Source organism: Streptomyces sp. NPDC006544 (assembly GCF_040611715.1).
Lineage (GTDB): Bacteria > Actinomycetota > Actinomycetes > Streptomycetales > Streptomycetaceae > Streptomyces.
Window position 1 is genome coordinate 1 of the sequence record NZ_JBEXOV010000112.1, and the last position, 20,998, is coordinate 20,998.

Annotated in this window: 20 protein-coding genes; 9 read left to right on the plus strand and 11 right to left on the minus strand. The window is 73.7% G+C overall.

Annotation, left to right across the window (positions count from 1 at the left end):
• The 4 genes from ABZY44_RS32650 to ABZY44_RS32665 all read right to left on the minus strand — a co-directional run.
• On the minus strand, nucleotides 1-752 hold a 752-nt coding region (locus tag ABZY44_RS32650; protein ID WP_356660216.1), incomplete at its 3' end, for a DEAD/DEAH box helicase.
• Nucleotides 753-1,079: 327 nt separating this feature from the next.
• A complete protein-coding gene (locus ABZY44_RS32655; protein ID WP_356660218.1) occupies nucleotides 1,080-1,283 on the minus strand; it encodes a cold-shock protein in 204 nt (67 codons plus the stop codon).
• Nucleotides 1,284-1,615: 332 nt separating this feature from the next.
• On the minus strand, nucleotides 1,616-1,951 hold the full coding sequence (locus ABZY44_RS32660) for a MerR family transcriptional regulator (RefSeq protein WP_356660220.1): 336 nt from the start codon (nucleotides 1,949-1,951) through the stop codon (nucleotides 1,616-1,618).
• Between the two features lie 278 nt (nucleotides 1,952-2,229).
• Nucleotides 2,230-3,063 carry a PIG-L family deacetylase gene (locus ABZY44_RS32665; RefSeq protein ID WP_356660222.1) on the minus strand — a complete coding sequence of 278 codons (834 nt, stop codon included), beginning with the start codon at nucleotides 3,061-3,063 and terminating at the stop codon, nucleotides 2,230-2,232.
• 359 nt (nucleotides 3,064-3,422) lie between these two features.
• On the opposite strand from ABZY44_RS32665, the gene ABZY44_RS32670 reads away from it, so the two are divergent.
• Nucleotides 3,423-4,148, plus strand: coding sequence for an alpha/beta hydrolase (locus ABZY44_RS32670; RefSeq protein WP_356660224.1), 726 nt, complete (start codon nucleotides 3,423-3,425; stop codon nucleotides 4,146-4,148).
• Between the two features lie 372 nt (nucleotides 4,149-4,520).
• Here the strand turns inward: ABZY44_RS32670 and ABZY44_RS32675 are convergent, their stop codons facing one another.
• The 5 genes from ABZY44_RS32675 to ABZY44_RS32695 all read right to left on the minus strand — a co-directional run bounded on the left by ABZY44_RS32675 (nucleotide 4,521) and on the right by ABZY44_RS32695 (nucleotide 9,535).
• A complete protein-coding gene (locus tag ABZY44_RS32675; RefSeq protein WP_356660226.1) occupies nucleotides 4,521-5,096 on the minus strand; it encodes a DinB family protein in 576 nt (191 codons plus the stop codon).
• A 123-nt stretch (nucleotides 5,097-5,219) separates the two neighbouring features.
• On the minus strand, nucleotides 5,220-7,769 hold the full coding sequence (locus ABZY44_RS32680; RefSeq protein ID WP_356660228.1) for a discoidin domain-containing protein: 2,550 nt from the start codon (nucleotides 7,767-7,769) through the stop codon (nucleotides 5,220-5,222).
• Between the two features lie 142 nt (nucleotides 7,770-7,911).
• Nucleotides 7,912-8,490, minus strand: coding sequence for a hydrolase (locus ABZY44_RS32685; RefSeq protein WP_356660230.1), 579 nt, complete (start codon nucleotides 8,488-8,490; stop codon nucleotides 7,912-7,914).
• Nucleotides 8,491-8,598: 108 nt separating this feature from the next.
• Nucleotides 8,599-9,033 carry a MarR family transcriptional regulator gene (locus ABZY44_RS32690; RefSeq protein WP_356660232.1) on the minus strand — a complete coding sequence of 145 codons (435 nt, stop codon included), beginning with the start codon at nucleotides 9,031-9,033 and terminating at the stop codon, nucleotides 8,599-8,601.
• Nucleotides 9,034-9,121: 88 nt separating this feature from the next.
• Nucleotides 9,122-9,535: a hypothetical protein gene (locus ABZY44_RS32695; RefSeq protein WP_356660234.1), complete on the minus strand. Its 414-nt coding sequence runs from the start codon at nucleotides 9,533-9,535 to the stop codon at nucleotides 9,122-9,124.
• Between the two features lie 313 nt (nucleotides 9,536-9,848).
• On the opposite strand from ABZY44_RS32695, the gene ABZY44_RS32700 reads away from it, so the two are divergent.
• The 7 genes from ABZY44_RS32700 (at nucleotide 9,849) to ABZY44_RS32730 (ending at nucleotide 18,368) form a co-directional block, all read left to right on the plus strand.
• Nucleotides 9,849-10,349 (plus strand): VOC family protein, encoded by a 501-nt coding sequence (locus tag ABZY44_RS32700; protein WP_356660236.1) that lies wholly within the window; start codon nucleotides 9,849-9,851, stop codon nucleotides 10,347-10,349.
• Nucleotides 10,350-10,579: 230 nt separating this feature from the next.
• A complete protein-coding gene (locus ABZY44_RS32705; RefSeq protein WP_356660238.1) occupies nucleotides 10,580-10,753 on the plus strand; it encodes a hypothetical protein in 174 nt (57 codons plus the stop codon).
• A 262-nt stretch (nucleotides 10,754-11,015) separates the two neighbouring features.
• Nucleotides 11,016-14,282, plus strand: coding sequence for a lantibiotic dehydratase (locus tag ABZY44_RS32710; protein WP_356660240.1), 3,267 nt, complete (start codon nucleotides 11,016-11,018; stop codon nucleotides 14,280-14,282).
• Entirely contained in the window at nucleotides 14,279-15,652 is a 1,374-nt protein-coding gene (locus tag ABZY44_RS32715) for a lanthionine synthetase C family protein (protein WP_356660242.1), read from the plus strand. Before ABZY44_RS32710 ends, ABZY44_RS32715 begins: the two co-directional genes overlap by 4 nt.
• Before the next feature lie 35 nt (nucleotides 15,653-15,687).
• A complete protein-coding gene (locus ABZY44_RS32720; protein ID WP_356660244.1) occupies nucleotides 15,688-16,404 on the plus strand; it encodes a flavoprotein in 717 nt (238 codons plus the stop codon).
• Between the two features lie 118 nt (nucleotides 16,405-16,522).
• Entirely contained in the window at nucleotides 16,523-17,104 is a 582-nt protein-coding gene (locus ABZY44_RS32725; RefSeq protein WP_356660246.1) for a TetR/AcrR family transcriptional regulator, read from the plus strand.
• A 76-nt stretch (nucleotides 17,105-17,180) separates the two neighbouring features.
• The gene (locus tag ABZY44_RS32730) at nucleotides 17,181-18,368 is read left to right on the plus strand and encodes a GDSL-type esterase/lipase family protein (RefSeq protein ID WP_356660248.1); all 1,188 of its coding nucleotides are present in this window, start codon (nucleotides 17,181-17,183) and stop codon (nucleotides 18,366-18,368) included.
• Between the two features lie 13 nt (nucleotides 18,369-18,381).
• Here the strand turns inward: ABZY44_RS32730 and ABZY44_RS32735 are convergent, their stop codons facing one another.
• Nucleotides 18,382-19,266, minus strand: coding sequence for a patatin-like phospholipase family protein (locus tag ABZY44_RS32735; protein ID WP_356660250.1), 885 nt, complete (start codon nucleotides 19,264-19,266; stop codon nucleotides 18,382-18,384).
• Between the two features lie 111 nt (nucleotides 19,267-19,377).
• On the opposite strand from ABZY44_RS32735, the gene thpR reads away from it, so the two are divergent.
• Nucleotides 19,378-20,016 carry an RNA 2',3'-cyclic phosphodiesterase gene (gene thpR, locus ABZY44_RS32740; RefSeq protein ID WP_356660252.1) on the plus strand — a complete coding sequence of 213 codons (639 nt, stop codon included), beginning with the start codon at nucleotides 19,378-19,380 and terminating at the stop codon, nucleotides 20,014-20,016.
• A gap of 260 nt (nucleotides 20,017-20,276) precedes the next feature.
• On the opposite strand, the gene ABZY44_RS32745 is transcribed toward thpR, so the two are convergent.
• Complete coding sequence (locus ABZY44_RS32745) at nucleotides 20,277-20,864, minus strand: nitroreductase family protein (RefSeq protein WP_356660254.1); 588 nt, start codon at nucleotides 20,862-20,864, stop codon at nucleotides 20,277-20,279.
• Nucleotides 20,865-20,998: the final 134 nt, after the last annotated feature.

Genomic DNA, 20,998 nt, shown 5'->3' on the forward strand with positions numbered 1-20,998 from the left:
GTGACCTGGGGCATGAAGCCCATGTCCGCCATCTGGTCGGCCTCGTCCAGCACGGTGATGCCGACCTGGTTCAGCCGGCAGTCACCCCGGTCGATCAGGTCCTTCAAACGCCCCGGCGTCGCCACGACGACCTCCGCGCCACCGCGCAGCGCGCTGGCCTGCTTGCCGATCGACATACCGCCGACGACAGTGGCCAGGCGCAGCTTGAGCGAGCGGGCGTACGGGGTCAGCGCGTCGGTCACCTGCTGCGCCAGCTCGCGCGTCGGCACCAGGACCAGGGCCAGCGGCTGACGCGGCTCCGCGCGCTGTCCGGCGGTGCGGGCCAGCAGGGCCAGGCCGAAGGCGAGGGTCTTACCCGAGCCGGTACGCCCACGGCCGAGGGCGTCACGGCCCGCGAGGGTGTTGGGCAGCGTCGCGCCCTGGATCGGGAACGGGACGGTCACGCCCTGCGCCGTCAGCGCGGCCAGCAGCTGCTCAGGCATGTCGAGGTCGGCGAACGCCTCGACGGCGGGCAGCGCGGGAGTGATCGTCTTCGGCAGGGCGAACTCGCCCTGCACCGCGGCGGGCCGACGGCCGTAGCCGCCGCCCGAGCGGTTCTGCCCGGACGAGCGGCTCGGGCCACCGGAGCGGCTCGGGGCGGACGCACCGAAACGGCTGCCGCGGCTCGAACCGCCGCCGGAGCCGGAGCCGCCGTAGGCGGGGGCGCTGGTGCGGCTGCGGGAAGAGCGTTCGTTCCTACGTGTGGGGTTCATTCAGAACCTTCCTTGATACGGCTCGTATCAAGGAATTCCCGCAGCAGAGGAGCAGCGCGGGTAATCACGAGAACGGGCCGAATAGAATGCGAAAGTGAATCCAGCCTGCACAACCCGGTCCGGGTGCAAGCGGCAAAATCAGGAATGTCCTGCGGATGTGAAATCCGGGACATGTCCGGGGGGGGCGGCCGCGATGAGCTCTGCGTCCCCGGAGGGGCTTCGCGGGCGACGGTCGTCGCCCAGGCGGAAGCCGATATGAAAAATGCCCGTAGCTGGGGTCCGCACCCCGAGGGATGCGGGCCCCAGCTACGAAATGCCGCGTCAGCGTCAGGCCGGAACGATGTTCTCGGCCGTCGGGCCCTTCTGGCCCTGCGCGATGTCGAAGATGACCTTCTGGCCTTCCTGCAGCTCACGGAAGCCCTGGGCGGCGATGTTCGAGAAGTGGGCGAACACGTCAGCGCCGCCACCGTCCTGCTCGATGAAGCCGAAACCCTTGGCGGCGTTGAACCACTTCACGGTGCCAGATGCCATGTGCTATCTCCTTTGGGGCAGTACGCCGGGTCCGCGATGTACGGATTCCGGGTCGCCGCGATGATGCCCCGCCCGAAAATGTCCGGAAATACAAAAGTGCTTTTCACCTGCGGAAAAACAACCGGTGAAAGCGCTTGAAGTTTTGGGAACCACAACTGCAACTGAGATCGACAGTAGCACGTCGGAACGGTCCGCGTACGATGGATAATTCCACTCTCTTTGAGAGGGTAAGAACCCTGCCCGCGCGGCCCGTTAAACCCTCACTCCGCGGTCACAGATATTGATCCACCCGGACCGCAGCTTTTCAGGCACTGCCCGTGGGGACCGCCGACTCAGGCCTCGGACGGCCCGGTGGCTCCGGCAGCCCGCCGGAATTCGGCGTTGAGGCGCTGGGCCTCTTCGAGCTGGTCTTCGAGAATGATGATGCGGCAGGCGGCCTCGATGGGGGTGCCCTGGTCGACGAGTTCCCGGGCCCGGGCGGCGATGCGCAGCTGGTAGCGGGAGTAGCGGCGGTGGCCGCCCTCGGAGCGCAACGGGGTGATGAGGCGGGCTTCGCCGAGCGCGCGGAGGAAACCCTGGGTGGTGCCGAGCATCGCGGCGGCCCGGCCCATGGTGTAGGCGGGGTAGTCGTCGTCATCGAGACGGTCGAACGAGTTACCTGCTGTCATTACATAGACCGTACCACCACGGGTGAATGTCTCCCCTGGCCACCACAGATATCCGAGGCCCCGGGGGTAAGGCAATCCCCCTCGAAAGGGGTGCCGGCGCGGGGCAGGGGCCGGGCGGGCGGCGGGTTCGGTTCGCCCGGCAGACGCTCGCCGTGCGGTGCCGGCTCGGTGTGTCGTTCCGAGGGGGCCGGGGCCCCGGTGCCGGGAGCGACGGCCGGGGCCGCGCGCGCCCGACGGCCCCGGGCACCACGGGCCCCGGGCCGGGTCGGCGCGTCGGATCAGCGCAGTCCGGCGAAGAGATCGTTCTCGGGCACGGCCGCGCCGGTGGCGTCCTTGACGCGCACGAAGGTTTCCGTGCCCATCAGCTCGCCGAACGTGTCCTTGCCCATTTTGAGGAAGAAGATGTTCTCGCCCTGGCTGGCGTGCGCGGCCAGCGCGTCGAACTTCTGACCGCTGAAGGCGAGGGTGTCCACCCAGGTGGTGATCTCGTCGTCGGGGAGGCCGATCTCGGCCAGCGCGGCGGCCTCGGCCGGATCCGGCTCCGGCATGTCGCCGTGCAGCTCGCGCATGATCTCGCCGAACCGCCGCATCCCCGACCGGGGCATCGTCGTCCAGTACACCTTCGGTGTCAGCTCGGTCATCTCCAGTGCCGCCATCGTGATGCGGTGGGCCTGGATGTGGTCGGGGTGACCGTAGAAGCCGTTCTCGTCGTAGGTGACGACCACGTCGGGCCGGTAGTGCCGCATGAGTTCCGCGAGCCGGGCGGCGCCCTCCTCCACGGGGGTCTGCCAGAAGGATCCGGGGGCGTCGTTGGTCGCCCAGCCCATCATCCCGGAGTCGGCGTAGTCCAGCGTCTCCAGATCGCTGATCTTCAGGACGTCACGGCTGGCCTCGAGTTCTTGACGGCGCATCAAGGCGACGGCGGCCGGGTCGTGTCCGGGATCGCCCGGCTTGACTCCCCCGGGTCCGTCACCGCAACCGCCGTCGGTACACGTCACGAGAACCGTGCGCATGCCCTCCGACGCGTACCGGGCAAGGACCCCTCCGGTTCCGGTGGCCTCGTCGTCGGGGTGGGCGTGTACTGCCATGAGCGTCAAAGGCCGGTCAGTCATGGAACAGTCCTCCTGCGGGGATACGTCGTGGTCAGAGTGTGCAACGGGTACCGCGGCCGGGGACCCGGGTCCTCGCGGGGCGGACGGCCTCGCGGTCTCGGCGCTCCCCGGCCGTGCGGCGTCGGCCCCTCGGTCGGTGCAACCGTGCCGACGGACCGGCTGTTCCCGACCCGGCCTCCCGCGCGAGAATCCGCTTGGCGGAGCACGGTGGCCCCTGCTACGTTTCCGACGGCCGTGCGAGAGAACGAGGAGGTGGTACCCGTGAACGCAGTATCGACATGGGTGCTCCCCTCCGTGGTCACGGCCGGACGATAGGTCGTCCGGGAGCGCCGCTCTGAGCCCTCCCGAAAGGCACGACCGTGCACTTCACTTCCGAACAGCGCCTCGACGACGGTGTCCTCGAACGCGCTTTCACCCTCGGCGAGATCCCCGGCATCCTGTGGACGCCCACGTCCGCCGCACCGGTCCCGCTGGTCCTGATGTCCCACAACAACGGCCTGCCCATGGCGGACCCCCGGTTGGCGGCGCGGGCCCGGTACACCGCGGCGTGCGGCTACGCGGTGGCCACCATCGACGCCGCCGGGTGCGGCGACCGGCCCCGTTCGGCATCCGACGAGCAGGCCCGGACCGAGCTCCGTCGGGCGATGCGGGCGGGCGAGCCGGTCGACGAGATCTTCGAGTCCCTCATCGGCCCGCTGGTCGAGAACGCGGTCCCGGAATGGCGGACCACCCTGGACGCCCTTCTCGAGCTGCCCGAGATCGGCGGCCGCGTCGGGTACTCAGGGGGGTGGACCGCCCTCGGCATCCGCCTTGCGGCGGTCGAGCCGCGCATCGCTGCAGCCGGCTTCTTCGCCGGGGGCTACGTGCCCCGCGCCCAACGCGAGGAGGCCCGGCGGGTCACCATTCCGCTGCTGTTCCTGCTGCAGTGGGACGACGAGGGCAACCCCCGGCAACGGGCCCTGGAGCTGTTCGACGCCTTCGGCAGCAAGGAGAAGACGCTGCACGCCAATCTGGGCGGGCACACCGGCACCCCATGGTTCGAGCTCGAGGACGGGTGCCGGTTCCTGGACCGGCACCTGAAGTGAGGCCGGGCCGCCGGGCCGACCGCGCACGATAGGCGGCGCCGACCGGGACGCCGCCCGTCGGGGACGGTCCCGGCCCTCCGCGACGCCCCGCCTCGCCCGCCCCGCGGGCCCCTGCCGGACTCTCGGCGGGGGGCCACGGAGGGCGAAGCCCCGAACAGCTGGGCTTCGGTGGACCTGCGGCGTGCAGGGTCGCCGGGGCCCTCAGGGGCACGGTTCGGCCAGGGCGCGCGGGATGGACGCCGCGCCGGTGTTGCCGACCCGGTCGATGTCGCCGCCACGCCCCGAGGGTGTCGCCCTGACGCTTGAATTCGGCGGGGCCGGACAGAGGGCCGCCTCCGCGCAGTTCGCGCAAAGGCCCTCCCCCGCGGGGCCCTACTGGCCCACCCTGCCGTCGACGCACTCGCGCAGCAGGTCGGCGTGCCCGCTGTGCCGGGCGTATTCGTCGATCCTGTGCACCAGCAGCTCCCGCACCGCGATCGCGTCCTTCCCCAGTCGCTCGCTCAGGTCCGGGTGTCGCGCCAATGCGGCGTCGGTCGCCGCCTGTTCGCGTTCCAGGTCGCGGAACGCGGCGTCGACCACGGCCTGTTCGGCCACCGCTCCGTGGAAGTCCGCGTCCTTCGCCCCGTACAGCTTCGGCAGGGGTTCACCGTCGTGGATCCAGTTGCTCCAGTCCCGTTCCACCTCCGCGAGGTGGCGGACCAGGCCGAGCAGCGACATCGTCGACGGCGGAACCGACCGCCGGGCCAGTTGCTCGGCGTCCAGCCCCTCGCACTTCATCCGCACGGTCAGGCGGTAGCCCTCCAGGAAGTCCTGCAGCGTCGCGAGCTCGCCCTCCACCACACGGGACCCGTCCTTGTTGCGGGGGTCGGCGTCCGGGTCGGCCCACATGTCGGCGTAGACGGTCGCCTGGGTCCATCGCACGGGTCGGTCATCACTCATGCGCTCCATACTCGTCCGCCGGGGACCGCCCCGCCAGTGAGTTCTGGAGGGCGGTCCGGGAGGGCCGGGCGGCCGGTTTCCCGGCGACCCGGAGCGGGCACGAAGCCGCAGGGGCGGAGGGGTGGCTGAGGGTCAGGAGACGGTGATGAACCGGGCGATGCTGGGGACGCCCTGGGTGTCGAGGGCGAAGAGCATGTAGGTGCCCGGCAGGACCACGCCGGTGTCAGCGGGTACGGACACGGCGTAGGCGCCGCTTCCCGTGGCCGTGGACACGAGCGGGACCCTCCGCTGGTCGTTGTCGACCGAGTGGGTCGCGGCCGCGGCCCGCATCAGGACGAAGGACGCCACCGGGGTCTGGGTGGTCACCGTCAGTTCCGTGCCGGGGGCCGTCCTGGCGGGCACGCCCCCGGTGATGACCGGGCGCGGCTTCGGTGATCCGTCCGCGTCGAGCAGGTACGGCGGTGTGAAGACGGATCCGTCGGCGTGGTTGGTCGCGCAGTCGCCGCAGAGCCCCCCGCCGCCGGAGAAGATCCGCCCGTCCGGGAGCAGGTTGGCGACGCTGTGGTAGTTGCGCGGTACGGCCATGGTGGCGAGCGGGGTGAACGTGCCGGTCGAGGGGTCCCACAGCTCGGGGGTCAGGACGGAGGTCGCGTCGCTGAACGGCACCGGATACGTCTGTCCGCCGAAGACGGCCACCTCGCCGTCGGGCAGGACGACGCTGTTGCTGAAGGCGCGGGCGTACTCCATGTCGCCCGTGCGGGCGGCCTGGACCTGACTGCCGTCGATGCCCACGGTGTAGGCGCGCCGGGTGGCGGGGGTCCTCTCGTAGGCGGGCGAGCCGCCGAGGGTGAGCAGTTTGCCGATGTCGTAGGAGACCGCGTTGCCGGTCATGGCGTCCTGGCTGTCGGCGCGGGTACCGGCGGCGGTGATGCCGCCCTGGCCGGTGGTGGAGATCCAGTTCATCTGCTTGCTCGGCCCCAGTTGCAGCACCTTGCCGCCCGAAGTGGCGTGCAGCCACATGTGGTTGTCGGCGCGGTAGGGCCCCGCCGGGTCGGCCGTCAGCGCGGGGGCGGCGAGGACGCCCGGGAGCCGGCGCCACGTGCGGGTGTCCGGTGACCAGACCTCACCCGCCTTGTCTCCCTCGGGTCCGCTCCAGGATCCACCCAGGACGAAGGCCTCGCCGGTGGAGAGGAGCGTCATCGCCTGGTAGCCCCGGGCGATGTTCATGCTGGTGGTGGCGGACCAGGCGTCGGCGGCCGGGTCGTAGATGCTCGCCTTCTCCGCGTTGCTGCCCCCGGTGACCAGCACCCTGCCGTCGGCCAGCATCGCGATGCCGGGACAGAACATGTCGTGTCCGGTGTTGTCGATGCGGCGCTGGGTGACCGTGCCGGTCTTCAGGTCCAGGATCGCGGTCTGGGTGTAGCCGTTGCTGCCGCCGAAGCGGTCGACGGCGTACGCGGACCAGGCCAGCAGTTTGTCGCCCGGCAGGACGGCGGTGGCCACGGGGACCAGCGGGAAGCCGGTGATCCTGTCCCAGGTCCCGTGGACGGCCGGGGCGGCCGGTCCGCTCAGGCGTATCTCGGCCGCCGAGGTCCACGGACCGCGGCCGCCGGCCTCGGTGGTGACGGTCAGACGTATGAAGCGGGTGTTCTCGGCGCGGGTGAAGGTGGCGGTCTTGACGGTGTCGTCGTCCCGCCAGGTGCCCGTGGCGACCGGTGCGCCGAAGGCGGTGCCGTCGGTGCTGGTGGTGACGGTGTACGCGCCCGCCCGGCCGTTGGCCCCGCTCGCCCGGGGGTGGTACACCAGCGCGGAGACGACGGTCATGCGGTGCATGTCGAGGGTGACGGTGTGCGGCAGGGGGGCCGGGGTCCCGGCGTACCTGCTGTGCCACAGGGTGGTGGGGTCGCCGTCGAGCACGTTGGCGGCGCGGCCGTTCTCGCCGGCGGTCTCCTCGTCGCTCGCCGCGGCCGTCCATCCGGTCCGCGGCAGGTCGACGGTGGCCTCCGGGGTGCCGGGGTCACCGAGCATGTTGATCTCGGCGGCCGAGGTCCAGGGGCCCCGGCCGCCGGCCTCGGTGAGCGCCGTCAGCCGGACGAACCGGGCGCCCTGCGGGGCGAACCCGAGGGTCTTGGTCCCGGCGTCGTCCGCGAGGGTGCCGGTGGCGACCGGGCTCGTCCAGTTCTGTCCGTCCTGGCTGACGGTGATGCCGTACTCGCCCACACGCCCGTTGGGCCCGTTGGTGCGCGGTACGTAGACGAGGGCGGAGACGACGGTCGTGCGGTGCATGTCGAGGGTGAGGGTGTGCGGCAGCGGGGCCGGGGTGGCGGACCACTTGCTGTGCCAGATGGTTCCGGTGCTGCCGTCGAGGACGTTGGCCGCGCGGCCGTTCTCGCCGGTCGTCTCCTCGTCGCTCGCCGTGGCCGTCCAGCCGGTCCGGTCGAGTACGGCGGCCGTGGGTTCCATGGCGTTCGCGGGCACGATGCCGTGATGGGGTGACTGCGCGGCCGTCTGCTGGTCGAACGGCGCGGCGGTGGGGCGCGGGTCCGGGGCGCGGCCGGCCGCGGCCGAGCTCGCGACGCCGAGCCACGGGGTGGAAGCGAACAGCAGCGATCCGAGGGCCAGGCCGATGAGCAGGTGGGGCCGGCGTAACGCACGGGGTGGGGCGAGGGAGCGCCTGGACAACGTTCTGACCTCCTGGGGCGGACTGACATGCCCCAGGGAAGATAGATTAGAGCGCCCCAACTCATCTGTGATTGGCGAGAGTTGGCCTTAAAGTGCGGGGAGCGTCGGGCCGGGTCCGCCCGCGGCGGCGGTCAGGGCCGTCTCACGCCCCGCCGAGGGCGGCGATGATCTCGTCGGTGGTGGCGACCTTGCCGATGCGGGGGAAGATCTTGCCGAAGCTGTGGGCGTGGGACTCCGGGTCGGTGTCGGCGGTGGCGTCCTCGGCGAAGACGAGTCGGTAGCTGTTCTCCCAGGCGGTCCGGGCGGTGGACTCGACGCCGACGCTGGTGGAGATGCCGGCCAGGACGATGCGGTGGATGCCGCGGCGGCGGAGCTGGAGGTCGAGCTCGGTGCCGGTGAAGGCCCCCCAGTGCCGCTTGGTGACGACGACGTCGGCGAGGTCCGCGAGCTCCGGCGGGATCTCGGAGAACGCGGCGGGCGGGGCGGCGGCCGGGCCCGGCCGGTCGACCTCGAGCGTGGGCAGGTCCCCGCCGTCGGGTGACCAGGCGACCTTGACCAGGACCACCGGCAGCTTGCGCGCACGGAAGGCCTCGGCGAGCGCGATGCCCTTCTCGAGGACCTCACCGGAGGGCCGGGTGGTGGGCAGGGCCAGGATGCCGCCCTGGAGGTCGATCAGGACCAGAGCGGTGGCGTCGTCGAGGGTCAGTCCGGTCGGAGTCATGGGCGTCTCTTCCTCTTCGGTTCAGGGAGTCCCGGGGTCCGGATGCCCCGGCCCGGAGGCCGGCTCGCAGGCCTTCGGGCTTCGGGCTTCGGGCTTCGGGCTTCGGTCTCAGGCTTCGGCGAGGCGCCGGAGCAGTGGGATCGCCTCCGCGACCGTCCGTCGTTCCGCCGGCGTCAGGCGGTCGGCCATGAGGTCGGCGAGGCGTCCGTGGCCGGCCTCCTTGCGCTCGCGCACGAAGCGGCGGCCCCGTTCGGTCAGGGCGATCACCTTGCGGCGGCCGTCGGTGGGATGCGCGGTGCGCTCGACGTAGCCGGATGTCTGCAGGCTGCTGACCGTGGCGTTCAGCGACTGGGGGCGGATCTTCTCCGCCTGGGCCAGGACCGTCACGGTGGCGGGGCCCTCGTGGTCGAGGCGTTTGAGGACCGAGATCTGCGAGAGGGTCACACCGCTGCCCACGGAAGCCATCCGCATGTCCCGGAGCAACAGGCCGAGAGCCAGCTGGAGTTCCTCGGCGACGCCCTGTACCTGCCGGTCCACTGCCATGACAGGACAGTAGCGAACACGCAGGCAAACTGCCAAGTTATCCTTGGCAGTTATTCCAGGGGCCGGGGGTGCGGCCCGGTACCGGCGGTCAGGGGCCGATGGCGCTTTCGCAGACGGCCGGCCTCCCGGGCGCGGGCGAGGCGCCCTCGGCGAGGAGCGTGCGGCCGTCGAGGAAGATCTTGCACGTGGCCACCGCTCCCTCGGCGGGAGTGACGCTCACCTTGGCCTTCTTGCCGTCGACGATCACCACGTCCTGCCGCCACGTCCCCGACAGACCGGCTTCGGTGTGCTCCCGCAGGCCGGTGTCCTGCCACGGGTAGCGCCCCTCGGTGTCCTGGTACGCGGCGGTGTACGTGCCGGATCCGCTCGCCCCCGCCGTATAGGTGACCGCCCAGGCCTTGCCCGGGTCTCCGCCGAACCGGACCGCCGAGACGGCCAGGAGCGCTCCCGTCGCCCCCAACAGCAGGGGCACCACACAGCAGGCCGTACGCCCAGCACTCATCACACCACTCCGTCCGGCCGCCCACGGCGGGCGGCCTCGGATTCCATCCAAGCGGCGCGAAAGGTGCGAATCATCCGCTTTCAGTGGGAAAAATGCATGCATCGCAGGTCGTACGCCGCCGGACGAAAGACCCGCCCAGCGGCGTACGCCGACGGGCGCGGCCGACGGCCGAAGGGGCCTTGAAGGAAAGGCCACGGGTGCGGGTGTGGCGCAGACGGCCCAGGACGGCGGCCGATAGTTCGAATTTGAACGGTATGGTGTGGCCACGCCCCTCCACCAGACCCACCCTTCGATCCAACGGGAGCACCGCCGCATGTCCGTCCGCCGCCTGAACCACGCCGTTCTCTGGATCCGGGAGATCGACCGGTCCGTCGCGTTCTACACCGACGTCTTCGGGTTCCAGGTCGACCATCTGATCCCCGGCCGCGCCGCATTCCTCAGCGCCCCGGGCAGCCTCAACGACCACGACCTCGGGCTGTTCGCCATCGGCGCCGACGCGCCCGGCCCCGAACAGGGCCGGGTCGGCCTGTACCACCTGGCCTGGGAGGTCGGCACGCTCGGCGAGCTGGCGGAGCTGGGCCGGAAGATCACCGAGCGCGGCGCGATGGTCGGCGCGACGGACCACCTGGTCTCGAAGTCCTTCTACGCCAAGGACCCCGACGGCAACGAGTTCGAGCTGATGTGGCGGGTCCCCCGGGAGGACTGGCCCGCCGCGGACTCCGGTCTTCGCTCCGGCCCGCTCGACCTGGCCGCGGCGATCGCGCGCTGGGGTACGGAGCTGGCGACGGGTTCGGCGGCGGGTTCCGCCAGCTGAGACCGGGCATCCGCGAGCACCCCTGCGCGCCGCCGCCCCGGCAGAACGCTTGCGGTCCGAGATCGCCCGGCCCCGCGCCGGGAGATCCCGCGCCCCCGTTGAGGTTTCTGCGGCGGTGGCGCCGCAGGAAACCCCTGCCCGGCCCGGGTGAACCGGATCTCCAGGTCCCCTCTAGGAGTAGCTGACAGTTTGTCAGCCGTCCCCACCCCACTCCACCGGAGGAGAACGCCATGCCCACCCTGGCTCCCGAACGCGACGCCGAGCTCGGCGCGCCGCTGAGCGACGACCTCTTCGACCTCGACGTGCGCATCGAGGTCACCACGACGGGCCCCGAAGCCGGCTGGCACAGCATCGGTTGCAGCCTCACCTGCAGTTCCTGCATCCAGAGCACCTGTTACTGCTGAGCCGGGAGGCCGGCGGCCCCGCGCCGCCGGCCCTCGCCCGTGCGTGCCGTCCCGCCACGCCGTGGTTCTCGCCGGCCGGGGTTCTCGCCGGCCCGCCTCCCGACGGCCGCGGCACCCGCTCGTCCGTGCCCGCCTGCGGCCCCACCCGGCCGTCCGGGCCCGCCCGCCCGTCGCAGCCCGCCCGTCCGTCGCAGCCCGCCCGCCGTCGCCGCCCCGTCCGCCGGGGGAGCGACTCGCCACCCACGTCTGGGGACCGGTCCCGATGCCGCCGAAGCCCTCGCAGCGCACGTACTTCCGCGCCGTGCCCGTCGCCCTGTTGCGGGCGCCCGCGCGCGGCTACCTCCGGGAGCCGGTCCGGGCCCTCGCAGCCGGGCCGCCCTACGGTCGCGGCGCCTGTGAGGAGATCCTGCGCACCGCGGCGGCCGACGCACCGTTCATGGAGGCCCTGCACGTGGCCAGCGCGTCGCTGGCCCGGCTGGTCGAGTCGAGCAGCGAGCCCGCGCGGCTCGCCTCGCGCACCGACGCCCAGTTGCGCAAGGCCGCCGTGTCCGTGGTCCGGTACGAGGCCAGGATGCGCTCCCGGTCCACCCCGTTCGGGCTGTTCGCGGGGGTCGCCCCGGTGCGCATGGGCACCTCGGCGAAGGTGTCCTGGCCGGAGCCCGCGTCCAGCCGCACCCGCGTGGACCTCGACTGGCTGTCCCGGCTGATCCGCGCGCTCGAGCAGGACCACGCCCTGTTGCCGCACCTGACCGTGCACGCGCACACCGGGGTGTTCCCGCGCGGCGGCAGGCTCGTCATGGCCGCGCCCTCCAATCCCGGCACCGGCTCGGGAGACGCGGCCCGCAGTGAGGTGTCCGTCCGCATCACCCCGGTGGTCACGGCCGCCCTCGCACTGGCCTCGGACGGCGTCCGTGCGGGGGAGGCGATCGCCACCCTCGAACGGCGGTTCCCCAGCGCCCCGGCTGGCGCCGTCGCCGGACTCCTCACCACCCTGATCCGCCAGGAGTTCCTCGTCACGGACCTGCGGCCGGTGCTCGACGGCGGCGATCCGCTGAACCGGCTGATCGGCGTGCTCACCGCCGCGCGGGCGTCGGCGGAAGCGGGCGCGGAAGCGGGGGCGGGGGCGGGCGCGGGCGCTCCGCTCCCGGTCCTGACGGAGCTGCGGGAGGCCGCCGCGGCCCGGGACCGGTTCGACGCGGCCGCACCCGGCTCGCGGCGCGCCGCGCTGGCGGACCTCGAGGCCTGCCTGCGCCGGCTCGGTCCGGTCCGGGAGGGCGACCGGCTCGTCCACGTCGACCTGGCCCTGGGCGCCGACGTACGGCTGCCGCAGTCCGTGGCCGACGAGGCCGCACGGGCGATGGACGTGCTGTGGCGGCTCTCGCCGCCGGGGCCGGGAATGCCCCAGCTGCGCTCCTACCACCGGGACTTCGTCGAGCGCTACGGTACCGACCGGATCGTTCCGATCCTCGAGGTACTGGACGACACGGCCGGCCTCGGAGCTCCCGCGGGCTACGAGTGGCCGGCCTCCTCCCGCTCCGAGGAGCCGCACGCTCCGGTGGACCGGGCCCGTGACCTGCTGCTCGCCCGGCTGGCCGCCGCGGCCGTCCGGGACGGGGCCCGCGAGGTGGTGCTCGACGACGCCCTGGTGGAGCGGCTCGCGAACGGGGAGCCCGATCCCGCGCGCCTGCCGAGGTCCGCCGAGCTGTTCTGCACCCTGGTCGCCGACTCCGAAGGCGCGCTCGACCGGGGGGACTTCCTGCTCGTCACCGGGCCGGGCCCCGGACCGGTCGAAGCCGGGGCGACGTTCGGGCGGTTCGCGGGGCTCGCGGGCGGTGTCACCGACGAGCTGACCGCCGCGGTACACCGGGAGACCGCGCACGCCGCACACCTCACGGTCGCCTTCCAGCCGCGTACCACCCGGGCGCTGAACCTCGCCAACAGCCCGCGCGGCGCCGTGCACCAGGTGGCCGTCGGGCTGACGCCGGATCCGGCGGCGACGGCCGTCCGGCTCGAGGAGATCGGCGTCGCGGGGAACACCGACCACCTCTACGCGGTCCACCTGCCCACCGGTCGGCGGCTCCTCCCCCACACCTCGCACGCCCTCGACCTGCGCGGCCAGGCGCCGAACGCGGCCCGCCTCCTGCTGGAGCTCGGCCGGGACGCGACCCGCATGTGCACCCCCTGGGACTGGGGCCCGGTCAAGAGCGCGCCGTTCCAGCCGCGCGTCCGCCTCGGCCGCGCGGTCCTCTCCCCCGCGACCTGGCGCCTCGACGAGCTGCGGGAGCACACCTCGCGCGGACCGGACGCCTGGTCGCGCGAGGTCGCCGACTGGCGGGCGCGGTGGCGGGTGCCGCGTCGGATCGTGCTGAGCCGGCTCGACCACCGGCTGCACCTCGACCTGTCCGACGACTGGCACCTGGAGGTGCTCCGGGACGCGCTCGCCAAGGACGCGGACCTGCTCGCCCTGGAGGTTCCCGGGGGCGAGGACCGCCCCGACGGCTGGTTGCGGGACCAGGAGGGCGCGCCCCGGGCGGCCGAACTGGCACTGGCCTTCGTCACCGACGGCGGGTCCGCGGCGCCGTTCGCACGCGCGCACGTACCGGCGCCGGCGCGCGATGCGGCGGCGCGGTCCGCGGTGGTGGGCGGCGAATGGCTGTACGCCAGGCTCTACCTCGCCGAACGCCACGTACCGGCCTTCCTCTGCGAGCGGCTCACCCCGTTCCTGGCCGGACTGCCCGCCGAGTGCCGCGAGCTCGTGGACCGGTGGTTCTTCATCCGCTACCGCGACCGGGCGGACCACGTCCGCCTGCGTTTCCACGGGCCCGCCGGGCCCCTGTGGGAACGGCTGTTGCCCGCCCTGCGTGCGGCGGTCCTGGAGTGGACCGCCGAGGGCCTGGTCGGGGGATGCGTCCTCGACGCGTACGAGCCCGAGTGGGAGCGCTACGGCGGTCCCGACGCCCAGGCGGCCGCCGAGCGGTTCTTCGCCGCCGACAGCCGTGCGGCGCTCGCCCTGCTGCGGGCGGCACGCAGCCAGGAGGCGGGCGGACCACGCTGGGATCCGCAGACCCTCGCCGCGATGTCGATGGCCTCGATCGCCCGGGCGGTGGGGCCGCCGCCCGCCGGCCTCGGCGTCGTGGGCCGGTACGCGCACGAGCCGGCCGCCGCCTGGCTCGCCGGGGGCGAGGCGGGCCGTGAACTCCCGGAGGGGTTCCGGGCCGACCGGGCCCAGTGGCTCCGGCTGGTCGACCCGGCCGGCGGCTGGCCCGCGCTCGCGCAGAGCGCGGCCGGCCGGGAGGTGCTCTCCGCGCTGACGGAACAGGCGGCCCGGCTGGGCGAGTACCGCGAGCTCCTCGACCGGCTCGCCGCCTCCGGCGACAGCTGGTCGCCGCTGCCCCGCGTGGTCGGGGGCCTCCTGCACATGACCTGCAACCGCCTGCTCGGCCCCGACCGGGAAGCCGAACAGCGGGCCTACGCCATCGCCCGCGCCTGCGCGACGGGCAACGCCGACCGAAGGAGGCACCAGCCGTGACCACGGCCACCGGCCCGCTCGGGTCGACCACCGGGTCGACCGTCCGGTCCGCCGTCGCGCGGGTGGCGGACGCGCTCGCCGACCCGGCGCTGCTGATCCGGCACGCCGGCGAACGCCAGGCCGCGGTATCGCTCGAAGGCAGCGCGGGCGCCGCGCTCTTCCTCGCGGAACTCGCCGGACGCGAACCGGACCGGCTGCCGGCCGCCCACGCCCAACTCGCGGTGGCCGCCCGGGCCCTGGCCGGGACCGCCACGGCCGGGCTGTACCACGGGCCCGCCTCCGTACTGGCCGCGGCGCAGGCCTGCGCGCGGCGCGGCGGGCACTATCCGCGGCTGCGCCACCAGCTGACGGAACACGTCGCGGGAGAGCAACTGGCCCGGATCGCCTCCGTACCGTCCGGCGCGGGGGTGTCCTGGTCGGCGTACGACGTCATCGGCGGCGCCACCGGCACCGGCCGGCTGTTGCTCGGCGCGGTGGCCGAAGGGGACCCGACGGAGCGGGCCGCGGCCGAACCGGCGCTGCGGGCCACCCTCGCCCATCTCACCGCCCTGTCCCGGCCCGTGACCGTCGACGGACACCGGGTGCCCGGCTGGTGGGTGCCCGGCCGGCTCCAGCCGACCGCCGCCGACCGGGAGGCGTTCCCCCGCGGGGACTTCAACGTCGGTCTCGCCCACGGCGTCGCGGGCCCGCTGGCGCTGCTCGTCCTGGCCGCGGAAGCCGGTGTGACGGTGGACGGCCAGCTCGCGGCCGTCCACCGGATCGGCCGCTGGCTCGCCGACCGGGCCGATCACGACACGGCCGGGCCCTATTGGGAACCGCGGCTGCCCTTCGACGACGAGCTCGTGCGCGGCGGGGGCGGCGTGACGGCGCCCTCCGGCTACGCGGCCGCGGCCTCGGGCGGTGCCTGGTGCTACGGGGCGGTGGGCATCGCGAACGCCCTGGTCCGGGCGGCGCGTCTGACGGGTGAGGCGGACTGGCTGCGGCTCGGCCTCGACAGCGCCCGTGCGCTGCTGCGCCGGCCCGGCACGGACCACCATCTGAAGGGCCCCACCGTCTGCCACGGCCGGGCCGGTTTCCTGCAGAGCCTGTGGCGGCTGGGCCGGCTGACCGGCGACCAGGAACTGCTCGACCGCACCGTACCCCTGGCCCGGAGGCTGGCGGCCCTGGCGGACGGAGGAGCCCCCTTCGGCTTCCGTCATCTGGCCCCTGCCCGGCCCGACCTGGGGTGGGACCGGTCGCAGCCGCTGCGCGCCGAGGACAACGGCGGGCTCCTCGAGGGTGCCGCAGGAGTCGCGGCGGCGCTCCTCTCGGTGCTGCCGGACGCGCCTGGCGAGGGCCCGTACTGGGACCGCGTCCTGCTCCTGTCCTGACCCCGTCACCCCGCCCCGTACGAGGAGAACCACCCATGAGCTCCGCGCCCGCCCCGGATGCCGTCTCCGGGCCCACCTCCGGGCCCACCTCCGATCCCGCCACCGAGCCCGCCTCGCGATCCACCGCCGGAGCCGCTCCTCGGGCCGCTCCCGGGCCCGCCCCGGACGCGCGCGCGGGACGCGCCCCCCTGGACCTGCCCCGGGGGCAGCTCCTGATGGTGGGTACGGGTGCCTTCGACGTGGTGAAGATGCCGAGCTGGGTGATGTGGCTGCGGGTGACCTGCGGCTGGTCGGTACGGGTCTGCCTGACGGCGTCCGCCGATCTCCTGGTGTCCCGGCGGGCCGTGGCCGCCGCGGCCCAGGCGCCGGTCAGCGGGCCCGAGTGGGACACCGAGCAGGGGCGGGTGCCGCACCAGGAGCTGGCCGAGTGGGCCGACCTGGTCCTCGTGCTGCCCGCCACCGTGAACTTCATCGGGAAGTGCGCGGCGGGCATCGCCGACGACCTCGCCCTGACCACGGTCATGAACACCGCGGCGCCCGTCGTGATCGGCCCGTCGGTCCCGGCCACCGCGCTCCGCCGCCCGGCGGTCCGGCGGAACCTGCGCACCTTGCGGGAGGACGGCTTCTTCGTGGTGCCTCCCGTGGCGGGCACCTCCGTGCACGAGGGCCGGACCACCGACGGCTGGGGCAGCGAGCTGGGGCCCGCGCTGGAGTGCGCGGCGAAGGCCCTCGCCGCGGGCGGGCCGGTCTGAGGCGTCCGAGACGCGCGCGGCGCCGGATGCCACATCGCCATAGGGACTTGCCTAATCGAGTTAGGCGAATGCATAATCGCCTACGGAGACGTCGAGGGGCGATGCGGAGGCCATGGGCATGGCGCACACAGACCGGGCGGGGATCACCACGGAACGCCTGGTGCGGGCGGGGGCGGAGCTCGCCGACGAGATCGGCTTCGCGCAGGCGACCCCCGCGGAGCTCGCCCGGCGGTTCGGCGTCAAGACCTCGAGCCTGTACTCGCACGTGCGGAACGCCCACGACCTCAGGACGAGGATCGCCCTGCTCGCCCTGGAAGAGCTGGCCAACCTGGCTTCCACCGCGGTGGCCGGACGGGCCGGCAAGGACGCCCTGACCGCCTTCGCGAACGCCTATCGCGACTACGCCCTCGAGCATCCGGGCCGCTTCGCCGCAGCCTCGTACCGGCTCGACCCGGAGGCGGCCGCCGCCGGCGCCGGCGTGCGGCACGCCCGGCTGATGCGGGCGGTCCTGCGCGGGTACGACCTGCCCGAACCGCAGCAGACGCACGCGGTACGACTGCTGGGGAGCGTCTTCAGCGGCTACGTCGGCCTGGAGGGCGCGGGCGGCTTCAGCCACAGCGCCCCCGACTCGCAGGAGAGCTGGACCGAGATCCTCGACGCCCTGGATTCCCTGCTGCGCAGCTGGCCGACCGGCTCCTGACGGGCCCACGGCCCATGACCTCCCCACCACCACCACCGCCGTCCCTCCCCACCGGGAAGACCGAGAGGCCGAGGAAATGAACACCGCGCCCGACTGGATCACCACCCCCGTCACCGCCGGCCTCCTGCGCGGCGCACTCGACCTGGAGCACACGGAGCGCGGCGTACTGCCCCACCGGCTGCCCGCGCGCGCCCGGCAGCAGATCCCCGACGCCCAGCTGGCCATGGCCCAGTCGCAGCCCTCCGGCGTGCGGCTGGTCTTCCGGACCCGTGCCACCGCCGTCGAACTGGACGTCGTGGCCACCAAGCGGGTCTACGCAGGGGCGCCGTCGCGCCCCGACGGGGTGTACGAGCTCCTCGTCGACGGCCGGCTCGCGGGCCGGGCCTCGGTGAGCGACGGCGACACGCTCACCGTCGACATGGCGTCCGGGACCGCGCAGACCCGCACCGGACCGGTGGAGACCCTGCGGTTCACGGGCCTGTCCCGCGAGGAGAAGGACGTCGAGATCTGGCTGCCGCACGACGAGACCACCCGGCTGGTCTCCCTGCGCACGGACGCCCCCGTCCACACCCCGCCGCCGAGCGGTCGCAAGGTCTGGCTGCACCACGGCAGTTCGATCAGCCACGGCTCCGACGCGGCGACCCCGACCGGGACCTGGCCCGCGGTGGCCGCCGCCTCGGGCGGCGTGGAGCTGATCAATCTGGGCTTCGGCGGCAGCGCCCTGCTCGACCCCTTCACCGCCCGCGCCATGCGCGACACCCCCGCCGACCTGATCAGCCTGAAGATCGGCATCAACCTGGTCAACACGGACGCGATGCGGCTGCGGGCGTCCGGCCCGGCCCTCCACGGTTTCCTCGACACCCTCCGCGACGGGCACCCGACCGCCCCGCTGCTGGTCGTCTCGCCGATCCACTGCCCCATCCACGAGAACACCCCGGGCCCCTGCGCCCTGGATCTCCGTGCGATGGCCGAGGGCCGGCTGCGGTTCGTGGCCACCGGTGATCCGGCGCAGACCGCCGCGGGGAAACTGACCCTCGCGGTGATCCGGGACGAGCTGGCCCGCATCATCCGGCAGCGCGCCGCCACCGACCCCAACCTGCACCACCTCGACGGCCTCGCGCTCTACGGCGAGGCCGACCACGCCGAACTGCCGCTCCCCGACGCCCTGCACCCGGACCCGGCCGCCCACCGCCGCATCGGCGAACGCTTCGCCCGCCTCGCGTTCGCCGCCGGGGGGCCGTTCGCCGCCCGGGGCGCCGGCTGACGGTGCACCGCGGTCACCGGGCGGACGCGGGCTTCCACGCGGGGCGGAGCCGGTCGGCGGTGGCGGGGGCCTGGGCGAGGCCCGCCCGGAAGGCCGGTTCCCAGTGCGCGCGGTCCTGCAGGTCGGCGCCGAAGGCCCGTATCGCGTCCGGGTCGGGCCCGACCGTCACGACCGTTCGCGCTCCGACGGCCCGCAGCTGCTGTTCGAGCTGCTCTCGGGGAAACAGGTGGGCCAGTGGCTCGACGACGACCAGCGTGCCGGCTCCGGCCGCGAGGTCCGCGTTCGTGCCCGCGCGCAGGGCGCCGTCCATGTACCGCCGCCCCTGGACGCCGACGGGCGGCTCCGCCCCCGGGAAGGCACTGCTCGCGGCGACCGCGTGGACCAGGGGGACGCCGCTCGTGCGGTCCCACACCACGGGCTCGCCCGTGACCGCGTCCACCGCGGTGACGAGGAGCGGCCGGTCCGGCCACGCGGTCGCCCCGATCAGCGCGCCGCGCCCTGCGAGCAGTGCCTGCTCGGCGGCGGGGTCGGAGCCCGCGTGGTCGAGCGCTATCCGGCCGACGCGGCGCCGGGCCTCCCCCCTTTCGAGTCCGGCGTCGCCGAGCACCGCGAACACCGAGCCCATCACGGCGGGATCCGCCCCGCGCCCCGGAGCCGCCGCGGCGGCCGCTGCCGGCTTGCGTGCCGGGGCGGCGAGGCGGTCGATGTCCTGGCCCGTGGCCAGCAGCGCCCCGACGATCGCGCCGGCCGAGGTCCCGACGGTCAGATCGGCTTCGCCGAGATCGACCCCGGCGCGACGCAGTCCGGCGGCCAGCCCGGCCATCCACGCCGTGCCGAGCACACCTCCCGGGCCCAGTACGAGTGCCCGGTCGAAGGTGGCCGCGGTATCGAGGCGCATGGGGTCGTCTCCTGTCGTCAGTCGATGATCACGTGGGGCCCACGGTAGGACCTCAACCGGGCTTCAGGTCAAGATGGTGGGGCCCGACCACGTACGCAGGGAACAGGAAAGATGACCCGACCGCCCGAACACGGTACGAAGGCCCTCGTGAACGAAACGATCAGGGCCGCGACCGTCCGCGTCTTCATGGCGCTCGCCCCGCCCGACGACGCGAAGGGGGAGCTCGAGCAGGAGTTGCGGCCCGCCTACGACGCGTACCCGGGCATGCGGTGGAACCGCGTGGAGGACTGGCACATCACCCTGGCGTTCCTCGGTGAGCTCCCCGTGGCGGCCGTCCCGCTGCTGCGGCAGCCGCTCGCGGACCTCGCGGTGGCCCGCAAGCCCCTGCACCTGGCGCTGCGCGGCGGCGGGCACTTCGACGACCGGGTCCTGTGGACCGGTGTCGACGGCGATCTCGAAGGGCTGCACCTGCTCGCCACCGAGGTGCGCACGGTGGTCAGGGAGTGCGGCATCGCCTTCGAGGAACGGCCGCTGCGCCCTCATCTGACCCTGGCCCGCTCCCGGCGGAACGACTCCTCCTCGGTGCTGGAGGCCGCGGCCGGCCTCGCCGCGTTCGCCGGCCGTACGTGGCCTGCCGAACGCCTCCACCTGGTCGGCAGCAACTTCGGCCGAGGTCCGGAACCGATCCGCTACCGCGACATCGACGCGTGGCGCTTCGCCGACGGGACGGGCGGCGCGGCCGGAACGTGAGCGGGAGGGCGTGCCGGGCGGAGGGCATCACTGATCCCGGGCCCCGCGATCCGGGCTCGGGCCGCCGGCGGGTGGCTCACCTGGCGGAGTGGACGCGCCAGTTGGCTGCCAGGGGCCGGACCCGGACCACTCCGGCACGCACCGCGCGGACGCACACCGGCCGTGGCCTTCCGCTTCGCCGAACGGCTCACCCGCGCCCCCGGCCTCGTACCGCTCCCCGATGCCCGCTCCCCGCCGCCCGTTCGCGGAGGCGGCCCCCTTCAGATGAGGCGGTCGTCGAGAGCGGCGGATCCGGGGAGGCGGACGCCGAGGAACCCGCAGAGGGAGGTGCGCAGTTCGGGCTCGCCTTCGGCTGCCACCGCCCGGTCGACGGCGGCCAGGTCGACACCCAGGACGATCCCGAAGCCCAGACCGGCGGCCTGCGCCGCGAGGTGCAGGTACTGTGCGGCGGCCCCCGCCTCGGCGTGCGCCACGCGGTAGGCGTGCGGGCCGCGAGCGGCGATGTCGGTGGCGGGGTGCCAGGCGAAGGCGATGACCGCTCCGGCTTGGGACACGGCGTAGTTCTTCAGCGCGTAGTCGGGTTGGGACAGCCGGGGGGCGGCTTGCACGGCGACCAGGGCGTGCTCGTCGGGCTCGTAGCGGTAGGCGCCCGGTGCGACACCCTCGATCCGCTGCGCGATCACCCGTATTCCGGTCAGTGGACTCTCCCCGGCCGCCGGGTCCGCCGCCGCGGCGCAGCGCAGGACGGCGGCCAGTTCACCGGCGGTCAGCCGGCCGAGCGGGTCGAGGCGGCCGGCCGCGGAGCGGCGCCGGGTCAGCAGCTCGGACAGGGGGGTCGCGGGAAGCATGGTGTCCGGCAGTCGCAGGGGCTCCGCCGAAGGCCTCGGTGTCGATGATCGCCATCGGCGGCGTCATCGGCGCCGGCCTCTTCGTCGGCTCCGGCGGCGGTATCGCCAAGGCCGGACCGGCCATTCTGATCTCC